The organism is Albimonas pacifica (assembly GCF_900113695.1).
In the GTDB taxonomy this organism is placed as follows: domain Bacteria; phylum Pseudomonadota; class Alphaproteobacteria; order Rhodobacterales; family Rhodobacteraceae; genus Albimonas; species Albimonas pacifica.
On sequence record NZ_FOQH01000001.1, the window covers coordinates 88,420 to 108,496 of the forward strand.

The window sequence follows — 20,077 nt, forward strand, 5'->3', positions numbered from 1 at the left end:
GCCGCGCCCCGCGTCAAGCGCGGGCGCGGCTCGCGCGCGGCTCCGCCCGGCGACGGGCGGAGCCTGCGTCATGCGCATCCGGCGACAAGACCGGATCGTCAGGGGAGGAGACCCATGACCCACGAGACCCCCAGCCCCGCGCCCCCCAGCCGGCGCGCGCTGCTGCGCGGCGCGGCCGGCGTCGGCGCCGCGGCCCTCGCCGCCCCGGCCCTGATCGGCCCCGCCATCGCCGCCGGCGAGGTGGAATGGCGCGTGCAGGCCGTCTGGCCCAAGGCGTCCTCGTCCTTCGAGGGCTCGCTCGGCAAGCTCGCCTCGATGCTCGAGGAGCGCACCGACGGCCGCTTCCGCTGGCAGCTCTTCGGCGCGGGCGAACTGGCCAAGGGCCCGGAGATCTTCAACATCGTCAGCCGCGGCGTGGCGCAGGCGGGGACCTCGTCCGCCTCCTACATGGCCGACGTCTCCTCGGTCGCGGCCTTCGCCTACGGGATCCCGGGCACGCTGCAGGACTACTGGCAGCAGAGCCACCTGCAGAAGAACCTCGGCATCGAGGCGATGATGAGCGCCGAGACCGAGAAGCACGGCGTCATCTACAAGGCCGAGAAGTCCTATCCGACCGAGCTGATCCTGAAGGCGCCGATCGCCTCGGCCGAGGAGTTTTCGCGCCTCAAGCTGCGGGCCTCGGGGGCGCTGCTCGACTATCTCGCGGCCGCGGGCGCCTCGCCCAGCTTCGTGCCGACCTCCGAGCTCTACCAGGCGCTGTCGACCGGCGTCGTGGACGGGGCCCACTACGGGGCGGCGGTGGGGGCCAAGACCCTCTCGCTGTGGGAGGTGTGCAAGTACCACATGAAGCCGGCGCTGGCCTTCAGCTCGGACGCCTGGGTGTTCAACGCCGACGCGATGGAGGCGCTGCCCGACGACCTGCGCCTGCACCTGACCGCCCTGCTGGAGGACCGCTACTACGCGCGCACCACCGAGTACCAGCTGCTCGAGACCCTCGCCATCAAGGACGGGGTCGAGAACCAGGGCGTGACGGTGATGGAGTTCCCGCAAGACGTGCAGGAGCGCATGGCCAAGGCCTCGGCCGAGATCCTGGCGCGGGAGGCCGAACGCTCCGAGGCGGCCGCCACCGCGGCGGACCGGCTGAACGAGTTCATGTCCCAGCTCGGCATCGACCGCGGCTGAGCGGCGCGCCGGCCGGCCCGCGCCCCCGGCGCCCCGGCCGCCGTCCGCTCCCGAAGATCCGCCGCCCGTCCCCGTCGGGGCGCGGGCGGTCCCCCTCCTGACCCGGTTCCGGACCCCGCGCCGGACCGCGTAGTTCCCGAGGTCCCATGTTCGCCTCCTTCGCCCGAGCGATCACCGCGCTCAACCGATGGATCGGACGGATCGCCGCCTGGGTGGTGATCCCGCTGTTCCTGCTGCTTCTATGCGACGTGGTCATGCGCTACTTCGCCGGCCGCCCGCTGATCTGGACGTCCGAGACCGCGCAGCTCGTCTTCGCCGTCTACGGCACCATCGCCGGCGGCTGGCTGCTGGCCGAGCGCGGCCACGTCAACGTCGACATCTTCTACGGAACCTTCAGCGCGAGGCGGAAGGCGCTGGCGGACCTGTCCACCTGCTTCCTGTTCCTGCTCTTCGTCGGGGTTCTGCTGTGGCAGGGCATGGACCTCGCGATGGAGAGCTACGAGAAGCTCGAGCGCTCGAACTCCGCCTGGAAACCGCAGATCTGGTTCGTGAAGTTCTTCATCCCCCTCTCGGCGCTGCTGCTGTTCCTGCAGGGGATCGTGCGCATCGTCGCCGACGTGCGGGTGCTGATGGGGCTGCCGGTCCCCGACGACGTCTACGGGGCGCCGGCCATCGACGGTCCGGCCCATGGCGAGGAGGGCGAGGCATGAGCGTCGAAGTCATGACCCTGATCTTCTTCGGGGCGCTGCTGTTCTTCCTGTTCCTGGGAACCCCGCTGACCTTCGTTCTCGGCGGCCTGTCCTCGATCTTCCTGTGGTGGAAGTGGGGGGACATGGCGTTCTACCTGATCGCCTCGAAGCTCTGGGACTCGATGTCGAGCTTCACGCTGGTGGCGATCCCGCTCTTCGTCTTCATGGCGATGATGCTCGAGCGATCAGGCGTGGCCCATGACTTGTATCGCATGATGCACGTGTGGTGGGGCGGCGTGCGGGGCGGCCTCGCCATCGGCACGGTGGCGATCTGCGCGATCTTCGCGGCGATGTGCGGCATCTCCGGCGCGGCTGTGGTGACCATGGGCACCATCGCCCTGCCGCGGATGCTCGAGCGGGGCTACGACAGCAAGATGGCGCTGGGCGCGATCAACGCGGGCGGCGGATGGGGCATCCTGATCCCGCCCTCGATCCTGATGGTGCTCTACGCCCTGCAGACCGAGGTCTCGGTCGGCCGGCTCTTCGCCGCGGGCATCGGGCCGGGGTTGCTGCTGTTCGTGCTGGTCTCGATCTACATCGCCGTGCGCTGCTGGCTGCAGCCCTCGATGGGCCCGGCCCTGCCGAAGGAGGAGCGCGCGGGCTGGGACATCAAGCTCAAGTCGCTGGCCGCGGTGATCCTGCCGCTGTTCATCGTCTTCATCGTGCTCGGCTCGATCTTCGGCGGCTTCGCGACGCCCACCGAGGCGGCGGCGATCGGCGTCTTCGGCGCCATGGCGGCGGCGGCGGTGAACCGGCAGCTGAACCTCAAGAACATCTCGGATTCGGCCAAGGCGACGCTGAAGCTGACCACGATGATCATGTGGATCCTGTTCGCGGCGCACGCCTTCTCGGCCGCCTACACCGCGCTCGGCGCCCAGGCGCTGATCTCGGACGTGGTCGAGCTGATCCCGGGCGGCAAGTACGGCGGCCTCGCCTTCATGATGGCGGTGCTGTTCTTCCTGGGCATGGTGCTCGATCCCGTGGGCATCATGCTGATCACCCTGCCGGTGTTCCTGCCGATCATCGCGGCCAACGGCTTCGACCCGATCTGGTTCGGCATCCTGTTCGTGATCATGATGGAGGTCGGCTACATGACGCCGCCCTTCGGCTTCAACCTCTTCTACCTGAAGGGCGTGGCGCCGGCGGGCATCGGGATGGGCGAGATCTACGCCTCGGTCATCCCCTACGTGCTGGTGACGCTGCTCGGCCTCTCGCTGATCATCATCTTCCCGCAGATCGCGCTCTACCTGCCCGAGCTGTTCTTCTCCCGCTAGGGAGGACGGCTCCGGCCTGACGGGGGGCGGCGAAGGCTCTGGCCATCGCCGCCCCCTTGTGCATTCATGCGCCCGGAGCGGAGGCCGCCTCCGCTCCCCGCGCCCGCCTCCCAGGGCCCGCCCTCCTCTCTCGCCGACGATCCCGGATCGAAGGAGCCCCCCCATGACCGAGACGCGCCCCGATCCCCGCACCGACATGCGCCGCGGGCGGCGCGAGGACCTGCGCTTCACCACCGGCCGGGGCCGCTATTCGGACGACGTGAAGGTGGAGGGGGCGCTGCACGTGGCCTTCGCGCGCGCCCCGCAGGCGAGCGGCAGGCTCTCGGGGCTCGACGTCTCCGCCGCGCGGGAGGTTCCCGGCGTGGTCGCGGTGCTGACGGCGGCGGAGCTCGCCGCCGACGGGATCGCCCCGTTCTCCGTCCCGATGAAGGTCAAGGGCGTCGAGCCCGACGGCACCGGCGAGCGGCTGTGGACCCAGACGCCGCGCCCGTTCCTGGTCGCCGACCGCATCCGCCATGCGGCCGAGCCGGTGGCGATGGTCCTGGCCGAGACCGCCCACGCCGCCGCCGACGGCGCCGAGGCTGTGGTCTACGACGTCGAGGAGAGCGCCGCGGTCCTGACCCTCGACGACGCCCGGGCGGAGGGGGCGCCGCTGCTCTGGGACGACCGCCCCGGCAACGTCGCCTATGCCTGGGCGAAGGGCGACTGGGAGGCCGCGGGCGAGGCGCTGGCCGCCTCCGCCCACGTCACCCGCCTGCGCAGCCAGGTCAGCCGCGTCGCCGCCGCCACCATGGAGCCGCGGGCCTGCGTGGCGGTCCCCTCCGCGGACGGGCGGCTGTCGGTCTGGGCCTCGATCCAGAACGCGCCCTCGATGCGCGCGACGCTGGCCGCGATCCTCGGCCGCCCGGCGGAGGAGATCCGGGTCATCGCCCCCGACGTCGGCGGCAGCTTCGGCATGAAGTCCGGTCCCCTGCGCGAGGAGGTGCTCTGCGCCTGGGCCGCGACCCGACTGGACCGCCCGGTGCGCTGGACCGCCACCCGCTCCGAGGCGCTGCTCTCGGACGAGCCCGGCCGGGACATGCTGGCCGAGGCGGAGCTGGGCCTCGACGCGGAGGGGAACTTCACCGCCCTGCGCGCCCGGCTGACGCCCAACGTGGGGGCCTACGTCTCCGGCCGCTCGACGGTCGCCATCGGCAACTTCGGGGGCGTCTCGGGGACCTACCGCTTCCCGGTCACGGCGGGGCAGGTGATCGGTGTCTTCTCCAACGCCACGCCCTCGGCCCCCTACCGCGGCGCCGGCCGGCCGGAGGCGACCTACCTGACCGAGATGGCGATCGACCAGGCGGCGCGCGAACTGGGCCTCGACCCCGTCGAGCTGCGCCGCCGCAATCTGGTCCCGCCCGAGGCGATGCCCTGGGACACCGGTTTCATCTTCTCCTACGACAGCGGCGATTTTCCCAAGGTGATGGAGCAGGCCACGCAGCTTGCCGACCTCGCCGGCTTCCCCGAGCGCCGCGCGGCCTCGGAGGCGCGCGGCCTGCTGCGCGGCCTCGGCGTCGCCAACTGCATCGAGGTCGCGGGCGGCCCCTTCGGCGTGCTCTCCCCCGACCATTCCGAGGCGACCGTCGGCTCCGACGGGCGGATCCGGCTGGCGGTGGGCGTGATGTCCGCGGGGCAGGGGCTGCAGACCGCGATGACCGGCCTCGCCGCCGCCCAGCTCGGCGTCTCGGAGGATCTGATCGACTACGTGCAGGCCGACACCGACGTGCTGGAGGTGGGCAAGGGCATGGGCGGCTCGGCCGCCATGACCACCGGCGCGCCGGCCGTGCGCGAGGCGGTGGAGAAGGTCGTCGCGGCCGCCAAGGAACTGGCGGCCGAGGCGATGGAGGTCTCCCCCGCCGATCTCGAATACGCCGAGGGCGAGGTGCGCATCGCCGGCACCGACCGGGCGATGACGCTGGCCGAGATCGCGCGGGCGGCGGAGGCGCGGGACCTCGCGCTGAGCGCGCGCGGCTCCTTCAAGCCCTCCGACTGCACCTATCCCAACGGCTGCCACGTCTGCGAGGTGGAGATCGACCCCGAGACCGGCGCCTGCGCCGTCGTCGCCTATTCGGGCGTCGAGGACATCGGCCACGTGATCTACCGCCAGATGGCCGAGGGGCAGGTGCAGGGCGGCGTCGTGCAGGCGCTGGGCCAGGTGCTGTTCGAGCAGGTGGTCGCGGACCCCGAGGGGCAGGTGCTGTCGGCCACGTTCATGGACTACGCCATGCCGCGGGCCTCCGACCTGCCCGCCATCGACTGCGCCTTCGCCGAGGGGATGCCGACCGCGATCAACCCGCTCGGCGCCAAGGGCGTGGGCGAGGCGGGCTCGGTCGGCGCGCTCTCGGCGGGGATGTCGGCGGTGCGCGACGCGCTGGCCCGCGCGGGCGTCCGCGACTTCGACATGCCCGCCACCCCGGTCCGGGTGTGGAGCGCGCTGCAGGCCGCGCGCGGGGCCTGATTCGCCTGCGCAGGGCGGCTTCGGGGCCGCTCCGGGGACAGGGCGGGCTTCCGCGCCCGTCAGCCTGCGGCGCCGGCGCGACGGCGGCGAGGGAAACCAATCCTTTGCCCGATACGGCTTGCAAAACCGCTTGCGCGGAGCGCGTGACCTGTGAGATTGCGGATTCAGCGCTGCGTGCTTCGGGCCGGTCCCGCGGTGCGCGCCCCTCGCCCAGCGTCTCCGCCGGAAGAGCGGAGAGCCGGTCGATAGCGCTGGTTGGGGGAGGCGCCTGACAGGGCGCCCTGCACCCCGGTCGAAGAACCGCGTCGGTGCGCGCGGCACGGCAACCTGTCGCCGGCTGGCCCAAGCGCCGCCGCGCGCGACGAACGAAAGACCCCCTTGCAGAATTTCGCGGCCCCCGGCCTCGCCGAATACGTCACAGCGCTCCCGCAGGGCGCTGGCCGCGTGCCGGCATCGCCCCGCAGCCTTTCGGCGGGGTCGCGGAGGATTCGTCGTCGCGCCCGGGTCGGCGCGGCGCGGATGGGCGCCCGGTAGAAGGAGACATCACCATGATGACGGGTACGGTTAAGTGGTTCAACGGCACCAAGGGCTACGGCTTCATCGAGCCTGAGGACGGCGGCAAGGACGTGTTCGTCCACATCTCCGCCGTCGAGCGCTCGGGCCTCAAGGGCCTGAACGAGGGCCAGAAGATCGGCTTCGAGATCGAGGTCGACAAGCGTCGCGGCAAGTCCTCGGCGGTGAACCTGCAGGAGCTCTGAGCTCCAGAGCGGACCGGGCCGACCCGGGTCGGGGAGCCCCACGCCCCCGACCTCCCGGCCCGGACCGTTCCCTTTCCGGAGCGCGCTCCGGACGGGCCCGCGGGCGGGCGGGGCTTCGGCCCCGCCCGCCCGTGGTCTTTTCGGGGGCCGCCTGCCCGTGCCCGTGCCCGTGCCCGCGCGCCGGCGCTCAGGCGCCGATGCGCTCGGGCGCCCTGGGGAAGGCCGGCGCGCGCTGGCTGCGCGGATCGACGGGCGACCAGCCCTTGGGCTCCAGCCGCTCCCCGGGGAAGACCACGCCGAAGCGTTCGCAGAGGCCCGGGATCGAGTCGAAGTCCATCTCCAGCCCGTAGCGGGCCGACAGGGCGGCGACCTCGGCCGGCTCCGCCCCGGTCACCCCGCCCATGTCCGACAGCGCCTTGAAGAACTGCTCGAACCCGGCGGGCGCGATGATCTCCAGGATCCGCGCCGGGGCGTCGCCGTCGTTCCAGAACGTGTGCCACTGGCCCCGCGGCTTGAATACAAGGTCGCCCGGAGTCGCCACCCGCACCTCGTCCCCCAGCAGCGCCCCCACCCGGCCCTCGAGCACGAAGCTGTATTCGTCCTCGTTCACGTGCCGGTGCAGGGGGGCCGCCAGCACGCGCGGGGACATCGGATGCTCGACCAGGCTGAACCCGCCGCCGGTGTCGGCGCCCGACGCCAGGAACCGCACCCCGATCGTGCCCAGGAACCCCAGCTCGCCGTCCTGCGGGCCCACCACCCGCGCGGTCTTCGCTTCGCCTTCCATCGCCCTCTCCTTTCGCGATACAGTGGCGTCTGATGAAATCCATGGCGCGCGCCGGCGCGCCTGTCAACTTTGATCGAACATGCATGTCCAATGAAAATCGCCCCTACCGGAAACGCCTGAGGGCGGAGCAGGAGGCCGAGACCCGCCGGCGCATCGCCCAGAGCGCGATGGAGCTGCACGGCAGCGTGGGCCCGGCGCGCACCTCGATCAGCGCGGTGGCGGAACATGCGGGGGTGCGGCGGGCGACCGTCTATCGCCACTATGCCGACGACGCGGCGCTGTTCTCGGCCTGCTCGTCGCTGTGGGCGGACCTGAACCCGTTCCCCGACCTCGGCGCGCTGGCCGGGATCGCCGATCCGGACGCGCGACGGGAGGCGGGCTTCGCCGCGGTCTACGGCTTCTACCGCGCCAATGCGGCGATGCTGGCGAACGTCCTGCGCGACGCGGCGCTGGTGCCCGCGCTGGAAGCGCCGGTGGCTGGCTTCCGCGCGGTCCTGGCCGAGGCCGCCGCCGGCCTCGCCCCGGACCTGCCCGAGGCGCCCCATGCCCGCCGCCGGATGCTGGCGGCGCTGGAGCTGGCGCTGTCCTTCCCCGGTTGGCAGGCGCTGACCGGCGGCGTGGAGGCGCTGGACGACGCCGAGGCCGCGGCGCTGGCGCGCGACCTGGTGCGCGCGGCGAGGGACGGAGGAGACCGGGGCGGGCGCCCTTCGGCCCCCCAATAGAAGGGGGCGCGGCCTGCGCCGCGCCCCCGGGTCTCGTCATGGGCGAGGGATCAGGCGACCTCGAACAGGCCCGCCGCCCCCATGCCGCCGCCCACGCACATGGTGCAGACCACGTACTTGGCGCCGCGGCGCTTGCCCTCGATCAGGGCGTGGCCGACCATGCGGGCGCCCGACATGCCGTAGGGATGGCCGACCGAGATCGCGCCGCCGTTGACGTTCAACAGCTCGTCCGGGATGCCCAGCTTGTCCTTGGAATAGAGCACCTGCACCGCGAAGGCCTCGTTGAGCTCCCACAGGCCGATGTCCTCGATCTTCAGGCCGTGGCGCTCCAGCAGCCTGGGCACGGCGTAGACCGGGCCGATGCCCATCTCGTCGGGGTTCAGGCCCGCGACCGCGATGCCGCGGTAGTAGCCCAGCGGCTGCAGGCCGCGCTTCTCGGCCTCCTTCGCCTCCATCAGCACCGACGCCGAGGCGCCGTCCGAGAGCTGCGAGGCGTTGCCGGCGGTGATGTGCTTGCCCTGGGCGATCTTCTGGCCGTCCTTGAAGACGGGCCCCAGGCCCTGCAGGCTCTCGAGCGTGGTCGAGGGGCGGTTGCCCTCGTCCTTCTCCAGCGTGACTTCCTTGAACGAGACCTCCTTGGTCTCCTTGTCCACGACCGCCATGGTCGAGGTCAGGGGCACGATCTCGTCGTCGAAGGCGCCGCGCTGCTGGGCCGCCGCGGTGCGCTGCTGGGAGCGGAGCGCGTATTCGTCCTGGTAGTCGCGCGAGACGTTGTAGCGCTCGCCCACGATCTCCGCCGTCTCCAGCATCGACATGTAGAGGGCGGGCACATGCTCCTTGATCCACGGGTCCGCGGCGCGGAAGCCGTTGCGATGCTCGTTCTGGCAGAGCGAGATCGACTCGACCCCGCCGCCGACGGCGATGGTCATGCCGTCGTCGATGATCTGCTTGGCGGCGGTGGCGATGGCCATCATGCCGGACGCGCACTGGCGGTCCATCGACATGCCGGCGATCGAGTCGGGCAGGCCCGCGCGGATCACCGCCTGGCGGCCGATGTTCAGGCCCTGCGCGCCCTGCTGGATGGCCGCGCCGATCACGCAGTCCTCGATCTCGGAGGGATCGACCTTCGAGCGCTCGACCGCATGCTTCACGGCATGGCCGATCAGCTCCTGGCTCTGGGTGTTGTTGAAGGCGCCGCGATAGGCCTTGCCGATCGGCGTGCGGGCGGTGGAGACGATGACGGCTTCACGCATTTGGGTGCTCCCTGTCTTAGAAGATGGTCTCGCCGCCGTCGGCCACGATCAGCTGGCCGGTGACGTAGGCGGAGGCGTCGGAGGCGAGGAAATGGGCCACGCCCGCGATGTCGTCGGGCTGGCCGATGCGGCGCAGCGGAGTCTTGTTCTCGATCCGCTCCAGCCGCTCGGGGTCCTCCCACAGGGCCTTGGCGAAGTCGGTCTTCACCAGGCCCGGCAGGATCGCGTTCACGCGGATGCCCTTCGGCCCCCAGTGCAGCGCCAGGTTCTTGGCCAGGTGCGCCTCGGAGGCCTTGGAGATCGAGTAGAAGCTCAGCGTCTCCGACGCCCGCAGCGCGGCGATCGAGGAGATCATCACGATCGAGCCGCCGCCCTGCTTGGCCATGATCGGGGCCACGATGTTGTTGGCCAGGATGTAGGGCGATTTGACGTTGTTATCCATGACCTTGTCCCAGGCCGCCTCGGGCAGCTCGGAGATCGGGCCATAGACCGGGTTGGAGGCGGCGTTGCAGACCAGGATGTCGACGCGGCCCCATTTCTCGACCGTCTTGGCGACCAGCTCCTCGAGCTGCTCGCGCTCGCCGATGTGGCAGGGGATGGCGATGGCCTCGAAGCCGGCGTCGGCGATCTCGTCGCGGACCTGCCGGCAGACCTCGGCCTTGCGCGACGAGATCACCACCTTGGCGCCGGAGCGGGCGAACTGCCAGGCGATGGCCAGGCCGATGCCCTTGGTCGAGCCGGTGACGATGGCCACCTTGCCCTTGATGTCGAACACGTGCGGTCTCCTCCCTGGGGTCGTCAGGCGCCGCCCGCGGCCGGCTCGGCCGGCGGGGCGGAATAGCGGAAGCTGCCGAGCGCATGGGCCAGCACCGTCCCGTCGGGGGCGGTGGCCTGGGCCTCGGCGGTGAAGCTGCGCGCGGTGCGCTGCACGAGGCGCGAGCGCAGCGCGACGCGCCCCTCGCTCGCCCGCCCGGTGAAGTTGACGGTCATCGAGACGGTGACCGCCGGCCGCCGGCGCGCCGCCCCGTCGGCGTAGGTTCCCGCCGAGGTCATGATCGCGTCGAGCATGGTGGCGTAGACGCCGCCGTGGACGATTCCCTGCCGGTTCAGGTGGTCCTCGGTGATGTCGAAATGGCCGATCATCTCCGCGCCCCGCTTCTCGACCACCACCAGGCCGTGACGGTCCTGGTAGCCGAGGCTCGGGGGCGCGGGGATCGGTTCGGCGACGGGTTCGGGGAGGTCGGCGGTCACGGGCGGGTCCGCAGGGCTGGGGTCGGGGCTGGGATCGGTGTCGAAACGGGGCGCGCGGCGGCGCGCGCCGCGCCGTTCGGCGGCTTCTGGGGCATCCAGTCTCGCCTCCCTTCGTCGGTTGCGCGTCTGGTCCCCGCCCATATCTTGTGCGGGAGGCGCAATCCGGTTGACTTGGAATTCAGCACTTCCTAGCCTTCGCGTCAAACTGCAAAATTAAATTCTGCAATGCAGAAATCGCATGCAGGATATCTTCATGAGCCGGGAGGAGAAGCTCGTGTCCGACCCCATTTCGTCGACCCGCATGGTGGGTCGCGTTCTTGTCGTGGAATCCGACAACCCGCCGGTGAACGCGCTGGGCCATGCGGTGCGCAAGGGGCTCCACGACGCCGCCAAGGCGGCCGAGTCGCCCGACGTCGACGCGGTGGTCATCGCCTGCAAGGGCCGCACCTTCCACGCCGGCGCCGACATCCGCGAGTTCGGCAAGCCCCCGCAGGCCCCGGGCCTGGGCGAGGTGATCGACGCGTTCGAGGCGCTGCAGAAGCCCGTCGTCGCCGCGATCCACGGCACCGCGCTCGGCGGCGGCCTCGAGGTGGCGCTGGGCTGCGACTACCGCGTCGCTGCGCCCTCGGCCAAGATCGGCCTGCCGGAGGTGAAGCTGGGCCTGCTGCCCGGCGCCGGCGGCACCCAGCGCCTGCCGCGCCTGATCGGCGCCGTCGCGGCCCTGGGCCCCATCGTCACCGGCGAGCCGATCCCGGCCAAGAAGGCCAAGGAAATGGGCGCCATCGACGAGATCATCGAGGGCGACCTCGTGGAGGGCGCCGTCGCCTTCGCCCGCAAGCTGGTGGCCGACAAGGCCCCGCTGCGGCCGCTGTCGAAGATGGACGCGCCGAAGACCGACATGGCCGCCTTCGACGAGGCCGCCGCCAAGCTGCTGCGCCGCTCGCGCGGGCTGAAGGCCCCCTCGGTCAACGCGCAGGCGGTGAAGAACGCCGTCACGCTGCCCTTCGCCGAGGGCATGAAGAAGGAGCGGGAATACTTCCTCGACCTCGTCTCGGGCGAGGAATCGAAGGCCCAGCGCCACGCCTTCTTCGCCGAGCGCGAGGCCGCCAAGGTCCCCGGCGTCACCAAGGACGTGAAGGCGCGGCCGATCAACAAGATGGCGGTGCTCGGCGCCGGCACCATGGGCGGCGGCATCACCATGTCCTTCGCCTCCGCGGGCATCCCCGTCACGATCATCGACCTCAACCCCGAGGCGCTCGATCGCGGCATGAAGATCATCGAGAAGAACTACCGCGCCACCCAGGCCCGCGGCGGCCTGACCGAGGCGCAGGTGGACAAGGCGCTGGCCAACATCACGCCCAGCTCGAACTTCGACGACGTGGCCGACGCCGACATGGTCATCGAGGCCGTGTTCGAGAACATGGATCTGAAGAAGAAGATCTTCAAAGACCTCGACGCCAAGTGCAAGCCGGGCTGCGTGCTGGCCTCGAACACCTCGACGCTGGACGTGGACGAGATCGCGGCCGTCACCTCGCGGCCCCAGGACGTGCTGGGCATGCACTTCTTCTCGCCCGCCAACGTCATGCGCCTGCTCGAGATCGTGCGGGGCGATAAGACCGCGCCGGACGTGCTGAAGACGGCCATGGAAGTGGGCAAGAAGGGCGGCAAGGTGCCGGTGGTCGTGGGCGTCTGCTACGGCTTCGTGGGCAACCGCATGCTCCACGCCCGCGGCGCCCAGGTGCGCAAGCTGCTGCTGGAGGGCGCCTCGCCCGTCGAGGTCGACGGCGCGCTGACCAAGTTCGGCATGGCGATGGGCCCGCTGCAGATGTCCGACATGGCCGGCCTCGACGTCGGCTGGCGCATCCGCCAGGAGACGGGCGCCAAGGATCCCGTCGGCGACGCGCTGCACGAGATGGGCCGCCACGGGCAGAAGACCAAGGCGGGCTATTACCTCTACGAAGAAGGCTCCCGCACGCCGATCCCGGACCCCGAGGTCGACGCCCTGATCGCCAAGGTCGCCAAGGAGCAGGGCATCAAGCGCCGCGAGATCGACGAGAAGGAGGTGTTCGAGCGCCTGATGTTCTCGATGATCAACGAGGCCGCCAAGATCCTCGACGAGGGGATCGCGCTGCGTCCCTCCGACATCGACGTGATCTACCTCTACGGCTACGGCTTCCCGATGGGCAAGGGCGGCCCGATGTTCTACGCCGACAGCGTGACGCCCGCCTACATCGCCGATCGGCTGAACATCTACGCCGACAACACCGGCGACGAGGAGCTGCGTCCGTGCCCCTACCTCGCCCGCCTGGCCGAGCAGGGGACCACCTTCGCCGCCGACGCGGCGGCCGGCTCGAAGGCCGCCTGATGGGGGCGCCCCGGTCGAAGTGGCATGCCGAGGGGGTCGACCCGGACTATGTTCCGGCGTCGACCACCCTCAACGCCCTCTTCGCGGACTACGCCGCCCGGTACGCCGGGCGGGTCGCGATCGACTACAACGACCGGGAGCTGAGCTATGAGGGGCTCGCGCGCGAAAGCGCGCGGGTCGCCGCCGGGCTCAGGCGGATCGGGGTCGGCAAGGGCGACGTGGTCGCCCTCTACCTGCCCAACACCGTCCTGCACCCGATCTTCTTCTTCGGCATCCTGCAGGCCGGGGCGGCGGTCACCCACCTCAGCCCGCTGGACGCCGTGCGCGAGCTGGAGCACAAGGTCCGCGACAGCGGCGCCCGCCTGCTGATCAGCCTCACGCAGCCCCCCTTCGCCCAGCGCACGCTGGAGCTGCTGGCGGCCGGGATCCTGCCGCGCGCGGTTCTGGCCGACGACGCGGCCTGGGGCGGGACCGGCGGCCCGGTCCCCGCCGACGACCGCGTCCTGTCGTGGGAGACGCTGGTCGAGGGCGCCGACGCGACCCTCCCCCCCGTCCCGGTGACGCCCGAGGACCCCTCGCTTCTGCAATACACCGGCGGCACCACCGGCCTGCCCAAGGCCGCCGTGCTGACCCACGCGGCGCTCGCTGCCGCCGCCCAGCTCTACCGCTACGCCTGGGAGCATGACCCCGAGCGGGTGGAGAAGGGGGAACGCGGCCTCTCGATCAGCCCGCTCTTCCACATCATGGGCCTCTCGGCGATCATGATCCGGCGCATCGCGACGGGGGGCGTGCTGATCCTCCAGCAGCGGTTCGAGCTGGAGAAGTTCGTGGACGCGATCGAGCGCAAGCGCCCGCACTCCACCGGCGGCGTCCCGACGCTGTGGATCGCCGTCGCCAACATGCCCGGGGTGGAGACGCGCGACTTCTCCTCGCTGCGCACCATCGGCGCCGGCGGCGCGCCGCTGGCGGTCGAGACCTGGCGGCGGATCAAGGCGCTGACCGGGCTGGGCCTGCGCGGCGGCTGGGGGATGACCGAGATCGGGGCCGCGGGCACCATGGTCCCCGCCGGCACGCCCGACGCCAAGATGGGCACCATCGGCCTGCCGATCCCCGGCATCCGCATCGAGATCGTCTCGGTCGACGACCCGCGAAAGGTCCTCCCCGCCGGCGAGACCGGCGAGATGCGCATCAAGTCGCCCACCCTGATGAGCGGCTATCACAACAACCCCCAGGAGACGGCCGAGAGCTTCGTCGACGGCTGGTTCCTGACCGGGGACATCGGCTACGCGGACGAGGACGGGTTCCTCTACCTCGTGGACCGCAAGAAGGACCTGATCCTCTCGGGCGGCTACAACGTATATCCGCTGGCGGTCGAGCACGCGGTGCTGGAGCACCCCGACGTGGTCGAGGCGATGGTGATCGGCCTGCCCGACGACTACCGCGGCGAGAGCGCCTGGGCCTACGTCGTCCTGCGGGACGGCGCGCCCCCGCTGACCATCGAGGCGCTGCGGGCCTTCCTCGACACCCGGCTCGGCCGGCACGAGCTGCCCCAGGGCGTCGAGATCCGCCAGGCGCTGCCCCGCACGGCGGTCGGAAAATACTCCCGCAAGACCCTGCGGGACGAGGTGCTGAACGCGCGGGCGGCGGGCTGACGCCGCCTCCGCGACAGACAGGGAAAGGAAACCCCGTGGAACTCGAGTTCACAGCCGAGGAGAAGGCCTTCCGCAAGGAAGTCCGGTCCTTCATCCAGGAGAACCTGCCCGCCGAAACCCGCCAGCGGGTGAAGGAAGGGCGCGGCACGTCGCGCGAGATGATGGTCGAGTGGATGAAGATCCTGGCGGCCAAGGGCTGGTCCGCCCCGCGCTGGCCCGCCGAGTACGGCGGCCCCGGCTGGACCCCGATCCAGCAGTACATCTTCCTCGAGGAGCTGCAGTTCAACCATGCGCCCGAGCCGCAGGGCTTCAACATCTCGATGGTCGGGCCGGTGATCTACACCTTCGGCAACGAGGAGCAGAAGAAGCACTTCCTGCCCAAGCTGCTGGATTGCGAATACTGGTTCTGCCAGGGCTTCTCCGAGCCGGGCGCGGGCTCCGACCTCGCCTCGCTGAAGACCAAGGCGGTGCGCGACGGCGACCACTACATCGTCAACGGCCAGAAGACCTGGACCACCTTCGCCCAGCACGCCAACTGGATGTTCGCGCTCGTGCGGACCGATCCGGACGCGCCCAAGAAGCAGATGGGCATCTCCTACATCGTGTTCCCCATGGACCTGCCGGGCATCACCGTGCGCCCGATCCAGACCATCGACGGCGGCGTCGAGGTGAACGAGGTCTTCTTCGACGACGTGCGCGTCCCCGTCTCCGGCCTGATCGGCGAGGAGAACAAGGGCTGGGACTACGCCAAGTTCCTGCTGGGCAACGAGCGCATCGGCATCGCCCGCGTGGGCGCCTCGAAGGCCAAGATCCAGCGGATCAAGGAGCTGGCGGCCTCGATGCCGGTCGGCGAAGGCTCGCTGATGGACGACCCGCGCTTCCGCCAGAAGGTCGTCGAGACCGAGGTGAAGCTCAAGGCGCTGGAGATGACGCAGCTGCGCGTGCTGTCGGACATCGCGGTGCGCGGCGGCAAGAAGCCCCATCCGGCGTCCTCGGTGCTGAAGCTGGTGGGCTCCGAGATCCAGCAGACCTGCACCCATCTGCTGATGGACGTGGTCGGCCCCTACGCGATGCCGAAATCCACGGGCGGCGAAGGCTCGAACGAGCCCTCCGTCGGGCCCGACTGGGCGGACGCCATCGCGCCGGGCTACTTCAACTACCGCAAGGTGACGATCTACGGCGGCTCCTCCGAGGTGCAGCGCGGGATCATCGCCAAAGCCATCCTGGGACTGTGAGGGGCACATGGATTTCGAACTGAGCGAGGAGCAGCAGCTCCTCAAGGACATGGTCGCGCGCTTCATGCAGGACCGCTACGGCTTCGAGACCCGCGGGAAATACATGAAGGAGCCGCTGGGCTTCGACCCCGCCATCTGGGAGGCCTATGCCGAGCAGGGCCTGCTGGCGCTGCCCTTCGCGGAGGAGGACGGCGGCATCGGCGGCGGCGGCGTCGAGGTGATGATCGTGATGGAGCAGATGGGCCGCGCGCTGGCGCTCGAGCCCTGGATGTCCACCGCGGTCATCGGCGCCTCGATCCTGCGCAACGGCGCCACCGACGCCCAGCGCCAGGCGCTCGCCGAGGAGATCATCGGCGGCGCCTGCAAGCTGGCCTTCGCCCACTCCGAAGGCCCGGCCCGCTATGACCTCGCCCACGTGGCGACCAAGGCGGAGACGTCCGGCGAGGGCTATTCGCTGACCGGCGACAAGACCCTGGTCCTGTGGGGCGGGGCGGCCGACAAGCTGATCGTCTCGGCCCGCGTCTCCGGCGGGGTGCGCGACGAGGAGGGCGTGGCCCTGTTCCTGGTCGACCCCTCCGCCTCGGGCGTGTCGCTCCAGGTCTACGACACCCAGGACGGCCTGAAAGCCGCCGAGGTGAAGCTGGAGGGCGTCCAGGGCGAGCTGCTGGGCGACGCGCCGGGCAAGGGCATGGCCGTCATCCGCCAGGCCGCCGACGAGGCGATCGCGGCGCTCTGCGCCGAGGCGGTCGGCGCGATGGAGAAGGCGCTGGAGCTCACCGTCGACTACATCAAGCAGCGCGAGCAGTTCGGCCGCGCCATCGGCAGCTTCCAGGGCCTGCAGTTCCAGGCCTCCGACATGTTCGTCGAGCTGGAGCTGGCGAAGTCGATGGCGATGTACGCCTCGATGTGCGCCCGCGACCCGGACCCGGTCGAGCGCTCGCGCGCCTGCTCCGCGGCCAAGGCCCAGGTCGGCCGGTCGCTGAAGGCGCTGGGCGAGCGGTCGATCCAGCTGCACGGCGGCGTGGGCATGACGATGGAGTATTCCATCGGCCACTACTTCAAGCGCCTGTCGATCATCGACCGCATGTTCGGCGACGTCGACCACCACCTCCAGAAGCTCGACGAGGCCGGCGGCCTCGCCGCCTGATCGCCCTCGCGATCGCGGGACATCCGAAGGGGGCGCGGTTCCGACCGCGCCCCCTTTTCCGTTCGGCCCTCCGTGGCCGCCGGACGCCTGCACGCAGGCCCCGCGTCTCCCCTTGCTCCGCCCCGCCGAAGCCCGCCGCCTCACCCCATGCAACCGCAGGGCGCCCGCGCACCCCCCCCGCCGCGGCAGGGCGCCGGCCGCCCCGGGATCGCGCGCCGATCCCGCGCGATTCCCTTCCGCGGCGGCCCTCCCGGCCTGCATTGTGGGCGATTCCTTCATTTCCATCTGCGATCCCCTCGCCCGTGGGTGGGGCCTCGACGGTCCCCGGTGGACGACGATCGAGGTGGATCATGGGCGCGCGCTTTCAGGCGTCGCCGCGCAGGGGCGCGGGCGACGGGACGACTTCCGGCATCTCGGATCGCGTCGCGGGGCTTCGCGCCGCGCTGAAGGCCAACCGGCGGCGGATCGCGGTCGCGACCGTGCTCGCCATCGTGGCGCTGGCCTTCGCCGGCCTCGCCCGCATCGCCGAGGGCGTGGACCGCGCCCAGCTCCTGCACGCCATCGAGGCGACCTCCGGCTGGCGTCTCGCCGTCGCGGCCGGCGCCACCGCGCTCAGCTTCCTCGCGCTGACCCTCTACGACTGGACCGGCTTCGCCGCGATCGGCAGGCCGCGCTCCTGGCGCCAGGTCGCCCCGGGCGCCGCGGCCGCCTTCGCGGTCGCCCAGACCGCCGGTCTCGGCCCCGTCACCGGCGCCGCCGTGCGCTGGCGCTTCTACGCCCCGATGGGCGTCGGCGCAGGCGAGATCCTGCGCCTCGTCGCCTGCTGCACCCTCTCCTTCGCCATGGGCCTGGCGCTGACCGCCGGCGCCGCCGTGCTGTGGTCGCCCGCCCCCGCCGCCGCCATGCTGGGGGTGGGCGAGCCCGCCGCCGTCCTCCTCGCGCTGAGCGTGATCGGCGCGACGCTCGCCGCCCTCGCCACCTGCGGGCGCTGGGGCGCGCGCCTCGCCGCCGGCCCCTCCGACGCCGCGCCGGCGGACAAGGCCCGGCCCGCCACGCCCGCCGAGCAGGCCGCCGCCCAGGCCGACGCCGAGACCGCGCCCGTCCCCTCGGCCCGCGTCCCCGCCGCCCGCTTCCGCCTCGCCATGGCCCGCCAGCTCGTCGTCACCGTGGCCGAGGCCGTGGCCGCCGCCCTGGTCCTGTGGGTGCTGCTGCCCGCAGGCTCCATCGACTTCGCGGGCTTCCTGCCCCTCTACGCCCTGGCGCTCGCGCTGGGCGTGCTGTCGCACGCCCCCGCCGGCATCGGCGTGTTCGAGATCGTGATCCTCGCGGGCCTGTCGAAATCCACCGACCCCGCCGACGCGGCCGCCGCCCTGGTCCTCTACCGGCTGATCTACCACGTGATCCCGCTGGCCCTGGCGCTGGCCGCCATGGGCGGGGGCGAGGCCCGTCGCCTGGCGCGTCTCGCCCCCGTCGCCGCCGCTCTGCGGCTGGCGGCCGAGGCCGCGCCCCGCCCGCTCGCCGCCCTCGCCCTGGCGCTGGGCCTCGCCTCGATCTTCGCCCGGGCGCCGTCGGCCGACGCCGCCTCCGCCTTCGCCGTCGCCGCCCTCGCCGGGGCCGTGCTGGTGGCGAGCGTGCAGGGCCTCGCCCGCGGGCTCGACCTCGCCTGGCGCCTGGCCGTCGCGGCCGCGCTGGCGGCGGGGCTGGCGCTGACCCTCTCCCAGGCGGCGCCCTGGCTCGCGGCCGCCCACCTGGCGCTGGCCGGGCTGCTGGCGCTGCTGCGCGCCCGCTTCCAGCGCCCGACGCGCCTGCGGCTGCCCGCCTTCTCCACCCGCCGCGCCCGCGCCTTCGCCTCGATCCTGGCGATGACGGCGGTCGGCGCGCTCTCCTGGCGCCTGTCCTCGGTCGAGGCGCAGGCCGCGCAGGCCCTGATCGCCGCCGCCGAGGCGCACCAGGCCTGGGGCGTCGGGGCCCGGGCGGGCGTCGCCGCCGCCTTCGCCCTGCTGGGCTTCCTGCCGGCCCTGCGCCTGCCGCTCGACGACGCCCCCGACGCCCGGGCGCTGGAGCGCGCGGCCGAGATCGTCGCCGCCCAGCCCGTCGCCGCCGCGCGCCTCGCCCTCTCCGGCGACAAGCGCCTGCACTTCTCCGCCGACGGCGAGGCCTTCGTCATGTACGCCCGCCGCGGCTCCACCTGGCTCGCCCTGCACGACCCGGTGGGCCCTGAGCACCTGTGGCCCGAGCTGATCTGGTCCTTCATCGAGAGCGCCCGCGCCGCCGGCGCCGTCCCCGCCTTCTACCAGGTGGGCCCCGAGCGCCTGTCCCTCTACGCCGAGGCCGGGCTGAGCTTCTGGAAGATGGGCGAGCAGGCCCGCGTGGACCTCGCCGCCTTCACCCTCGAGGGCTCGAAGCGCCAGTCCCACCGCCGGGTGATCTCCCTCGCCGCCCGCGACGGCCTGACCGCCGAGATCCTCCCCCCCGAGGCCGCGGCGCGCGAGATCGACCGCCTGCGCAAGGTCTCCGACGCCTGGCTCGCCGCCCGCGGCGCGCGCGAGAAGGGGTTCTCCCTCGGCGCCTTCTCCCCCGACTGGGTCGCCGCCGGCCGCGTCGCCGTGGTGCGGCGCGAGGGCGAGATCGTCGCCTTCGTCTCCCTGATGGAGACCGCCCGGGGCCACGAGGTCGCCATCGACCTGATGCGCCACGTCGACGACGTGCCCGCCAAGTGCATGGAATTCCTGTTCCTGCGGATGTGCGAGGATCTCAAGTCCGACGGCGTCGCCTGGCTCGACCTCGCCATGGCCCCGCTCTCCGGCCTCACGCCTCGCGCCGGCGCCCCCGCCTGGCAGAAGCTGGCCCATGCCCTCTACGAGCACGGGACGAAGACCTACAGCTTCACCGGCCTGCGCCGCTTCAAGGAGGGTCTGAAGCCCGAGTGGCGCCCCCGCTACCTCGCCGCCCCTCCCGGCGCCGCCCCTGCACGCGCGCTGCTCGCCGCCAACCGCCTGATCAACCGCCCCGATCAGACCGAGACGTAAGCCAAGGGCGCCCGGCGCAACGCCAGCCCCGGGCGCCAAGCGCCTGTTCTCCGGAGCCGTCTCTCGCTGATGCCGATCAGAGCGACTCGGCCGGAGGGGTCAAGGATCGCGCAGCGACCCCCGAAGGGGGCTTGTCCTTGACCCCTCCGGCCGAGTCGCTCAGGCATCTTCAGCGA

At 71.8% G+C, this 20,077-nt stretch carries 15 protein-coding genes; 11 read left to right on the forward strand and 4 right to left on the reverse strand.

Going from position 1 to position 20,077, the window contains the following annotated elements; translation table 11 throughout:
* The first annotated feature begins 114 nt into the window (after window positions 1-114).
* From dctP to BM064_RS00355, 5 genes are all read left to right on the forward strand, one after another.
* Complete coding sequence (gene dctP, locus BM064_RS00335) at window positions 115-1,182, forward strand: TRAP transporter substrate-binding protein DctP (RefSeq protein ID WP_092856604.1); 1,068 nt, start codon at window positions 115-117, stop codon at window positions 1,180-1,182.
* A gap of 146 nt (window positions 1,183-1,328) precedes the next feature.
* Window positions 1,329-1,892: a TRAP transporter small permease subunit gene (locus BM064_RS00340; protein WP_092856607.1), complete on the forward strand. Its 564-nt coding sequence runs from the start codon at window positions 1,329-1,331 to the stop codon at window positions 1,890-1,892.
* On the forward strand, window positions 1,889-3,205 hold the full coding sequence (locus tag BM064_RS00345) for a TRAP transporter large permease (protein ID WP_092856610.1): 1,317 nt from the start codon (window positions 1,889-1,891) through the stop codon (window positions 3,203-3,205). The genes BM064_RS00340 and BM064_RS00345 overlap by 4 nt, the downstream gene beginning before the upstream one ends.
* A gap of 163 nt (window positions 3,206-3,368) precedes the next feature.
* On the forward strand, window positions 3,369-5,705 hold the full coding sequence (locus BM064_RS00350) for a xanthine dehydrogenase family protein molybdopterin-binding subunit (RefSeq protein ID WP_092856615.1): 2,337 nt from the start codon (window positions 3,369-3,371) through the stop codon (window positions 5,703-5,705).
* A gap of 548 nt (window positions 5,706-6,253) precedes the next feature.
* Window positions 6,254-6,463 (forward strand): cold-shock protein, encoded by a 210-nt coding sequence (locus tag BM064_RS00355; protein WP_092856618.1) that lies wholly within the window; start codon window positions 6,254-6,256, stop codon window positions 6,461-6,463.
* A 187-nt stretch (window positions 6,464-6,650) separates the two neighbouring features.
* Here the strand turns inward: BM064_RS00355 and BM064_RS00360 are convergent, their stop codons facing one another.
* Window positions 6,651-7,247, reverse strand: a complete 597-nt coding sequence (locus tag BM064_RS00360; RefSeq protein WP_092856621.1) for a cupin domain-containing protein — start codon at window positions 7,245-7,247, stop codon at window positions 6,651-6,653.
* Between the two features lie 83 nt (window positions 7,248-7,330).
* On the opposite strand from BM064_RS00360, the gene BM064_RS00365 reads away from it, so the two are divergent.
* Window positions 7,331-7,969, forward strand: a complete 639-nt coding sequence (locus tag BM064_RS00365) for a TetR/AcrR family transcriptional regulator (RefSeq protein ID WP_092856624.1) — start codon at window positions 7,331-7,333, stop codon at window positions 7,967-7,969.
* 50 nt (window positions 7,970-8,019) lie between these two features.
* On the opposite strand, the gene BM064_RS00370 is transcribed toward BM064_RS00365, so the two are convergent.
* The 3 genes from BM064_RS00370 to BM064_RS00380 are packed head-to-tail and all read right to left on the reverse strand — an operon-like array spanning window position 8,020 to window position 10,473.
* On the reverse strand, window positions 8,020-9,222 hold the full coding sequence (locus BM064_RS00370; protein ID WP_092856627.1) for an acetyl-CoA C-acyltransferase: 1,203 nt from the start codon (window positions 9,220-9,222) through the stop codon (window positions 8,020-8,022).
* Between the two features lie 16 nt (window positions 9,223-9,238).
* Complete coding sequence (locus BM064_RS00375) at window positions 9,239-9,997, reverse strand: SDR family NAD(P)-dependent oxidoreductase (protein WP_092856630.1); 759 nt, start codon at window positions 9,995-9,997, stop codon at window positions 9,239-9,241.
* Between the two features lie 23 nt (window positions 9,998-10,020).
* Entirely contained in the window at window positions 10,021-10,473 is a 453-nt protein-coding gene (locus BM064_RS00380; RefSeq protein WP_177236097.1) for a PaaI family thioesterase, read from the reverse strand.
* Between the two features lie 253 nt (window positions 10,474-10,726).
* Here BM064_RS00380 and BM064_RS00385 point away from each other — a divergent pair, with 253 nt between their 5' ends.
* The 5 genes from BM064_RS00385 to BM064_RS00405 all read left to right on the forward strand — a co-directional run bounded on the left by BM064_RS00385 (window position 10,727) and on the right by BM064_RS00405 (window position 19,901).
* Window positions 10,727-12,838: a 3-hydroxyacyl-CoA dehydrogenase NAD-binding domain-containing protein gene (locus tag BM064_RS00385; protein WP_245779008.1), complete on the forward strand. Its 2,112-nt coding sequence runs from the start codon at window positions 10,727-10,729 to the stop codon at window positions 12,836-12,838.
* The gene (locus BM064_RS00390; protein ID WP_092856637.1) at window positions 12,838-14,490 is read left to right on the forward strand and encodes a class I adenylate-forming enzyme family protein; all 1,653 of its coding nucleotides are present in this window, start codon (window positions 12,838-12,840) and stop codon (window positions 14,488-14,490) included. The genes BM064_RS00385 and BM064_RS00390 overlap by 1 nt, the downstream gene beginning before the upstream one ends.
* Before the next feature lie 35 nt (window positions 14,491-14,525).
* Complete coding sequence (locus BM064_RS00395) at window positions 14,526-15,725, forward strand: acyl-CoA dehydrogenase family protein (RefSeq protein WP_092856640.1); 1,200 nt, start codon at window positions 14,526-14,528, stop codon at window positions 15,723-15,725.
* A gap of 7 nt (window positions 15,726-15,732) precedes the next feature.
* Window positions 15,733-16,872: an acyl-CoA dehydrogenase family protein gene (locus BM064_RS00400; protein ID WP_092856643.1), complete on the forward strand. Its 1,140-nt coding sequence runs from the start codon at window positions 15,733-15,735 to the stop codon at window positions 16,870-16,872.
* 350 nt (window positions 16,873-17,222) lie between these two features.
* On the forward strand, window positions 17,223-19,901 hold the full coding sequence (locus BM064_RS00405) for a phosphatidylglycerol lysyltransferase domain-containing protein (protein WP_092856646.1): 2,679 nt from the start codon (window positions 17,223-17,225) through the stop codon (window positions 19,899-19,901).
* Window positions 19,902-20,077: the final 176 nt, after the last annotated feature.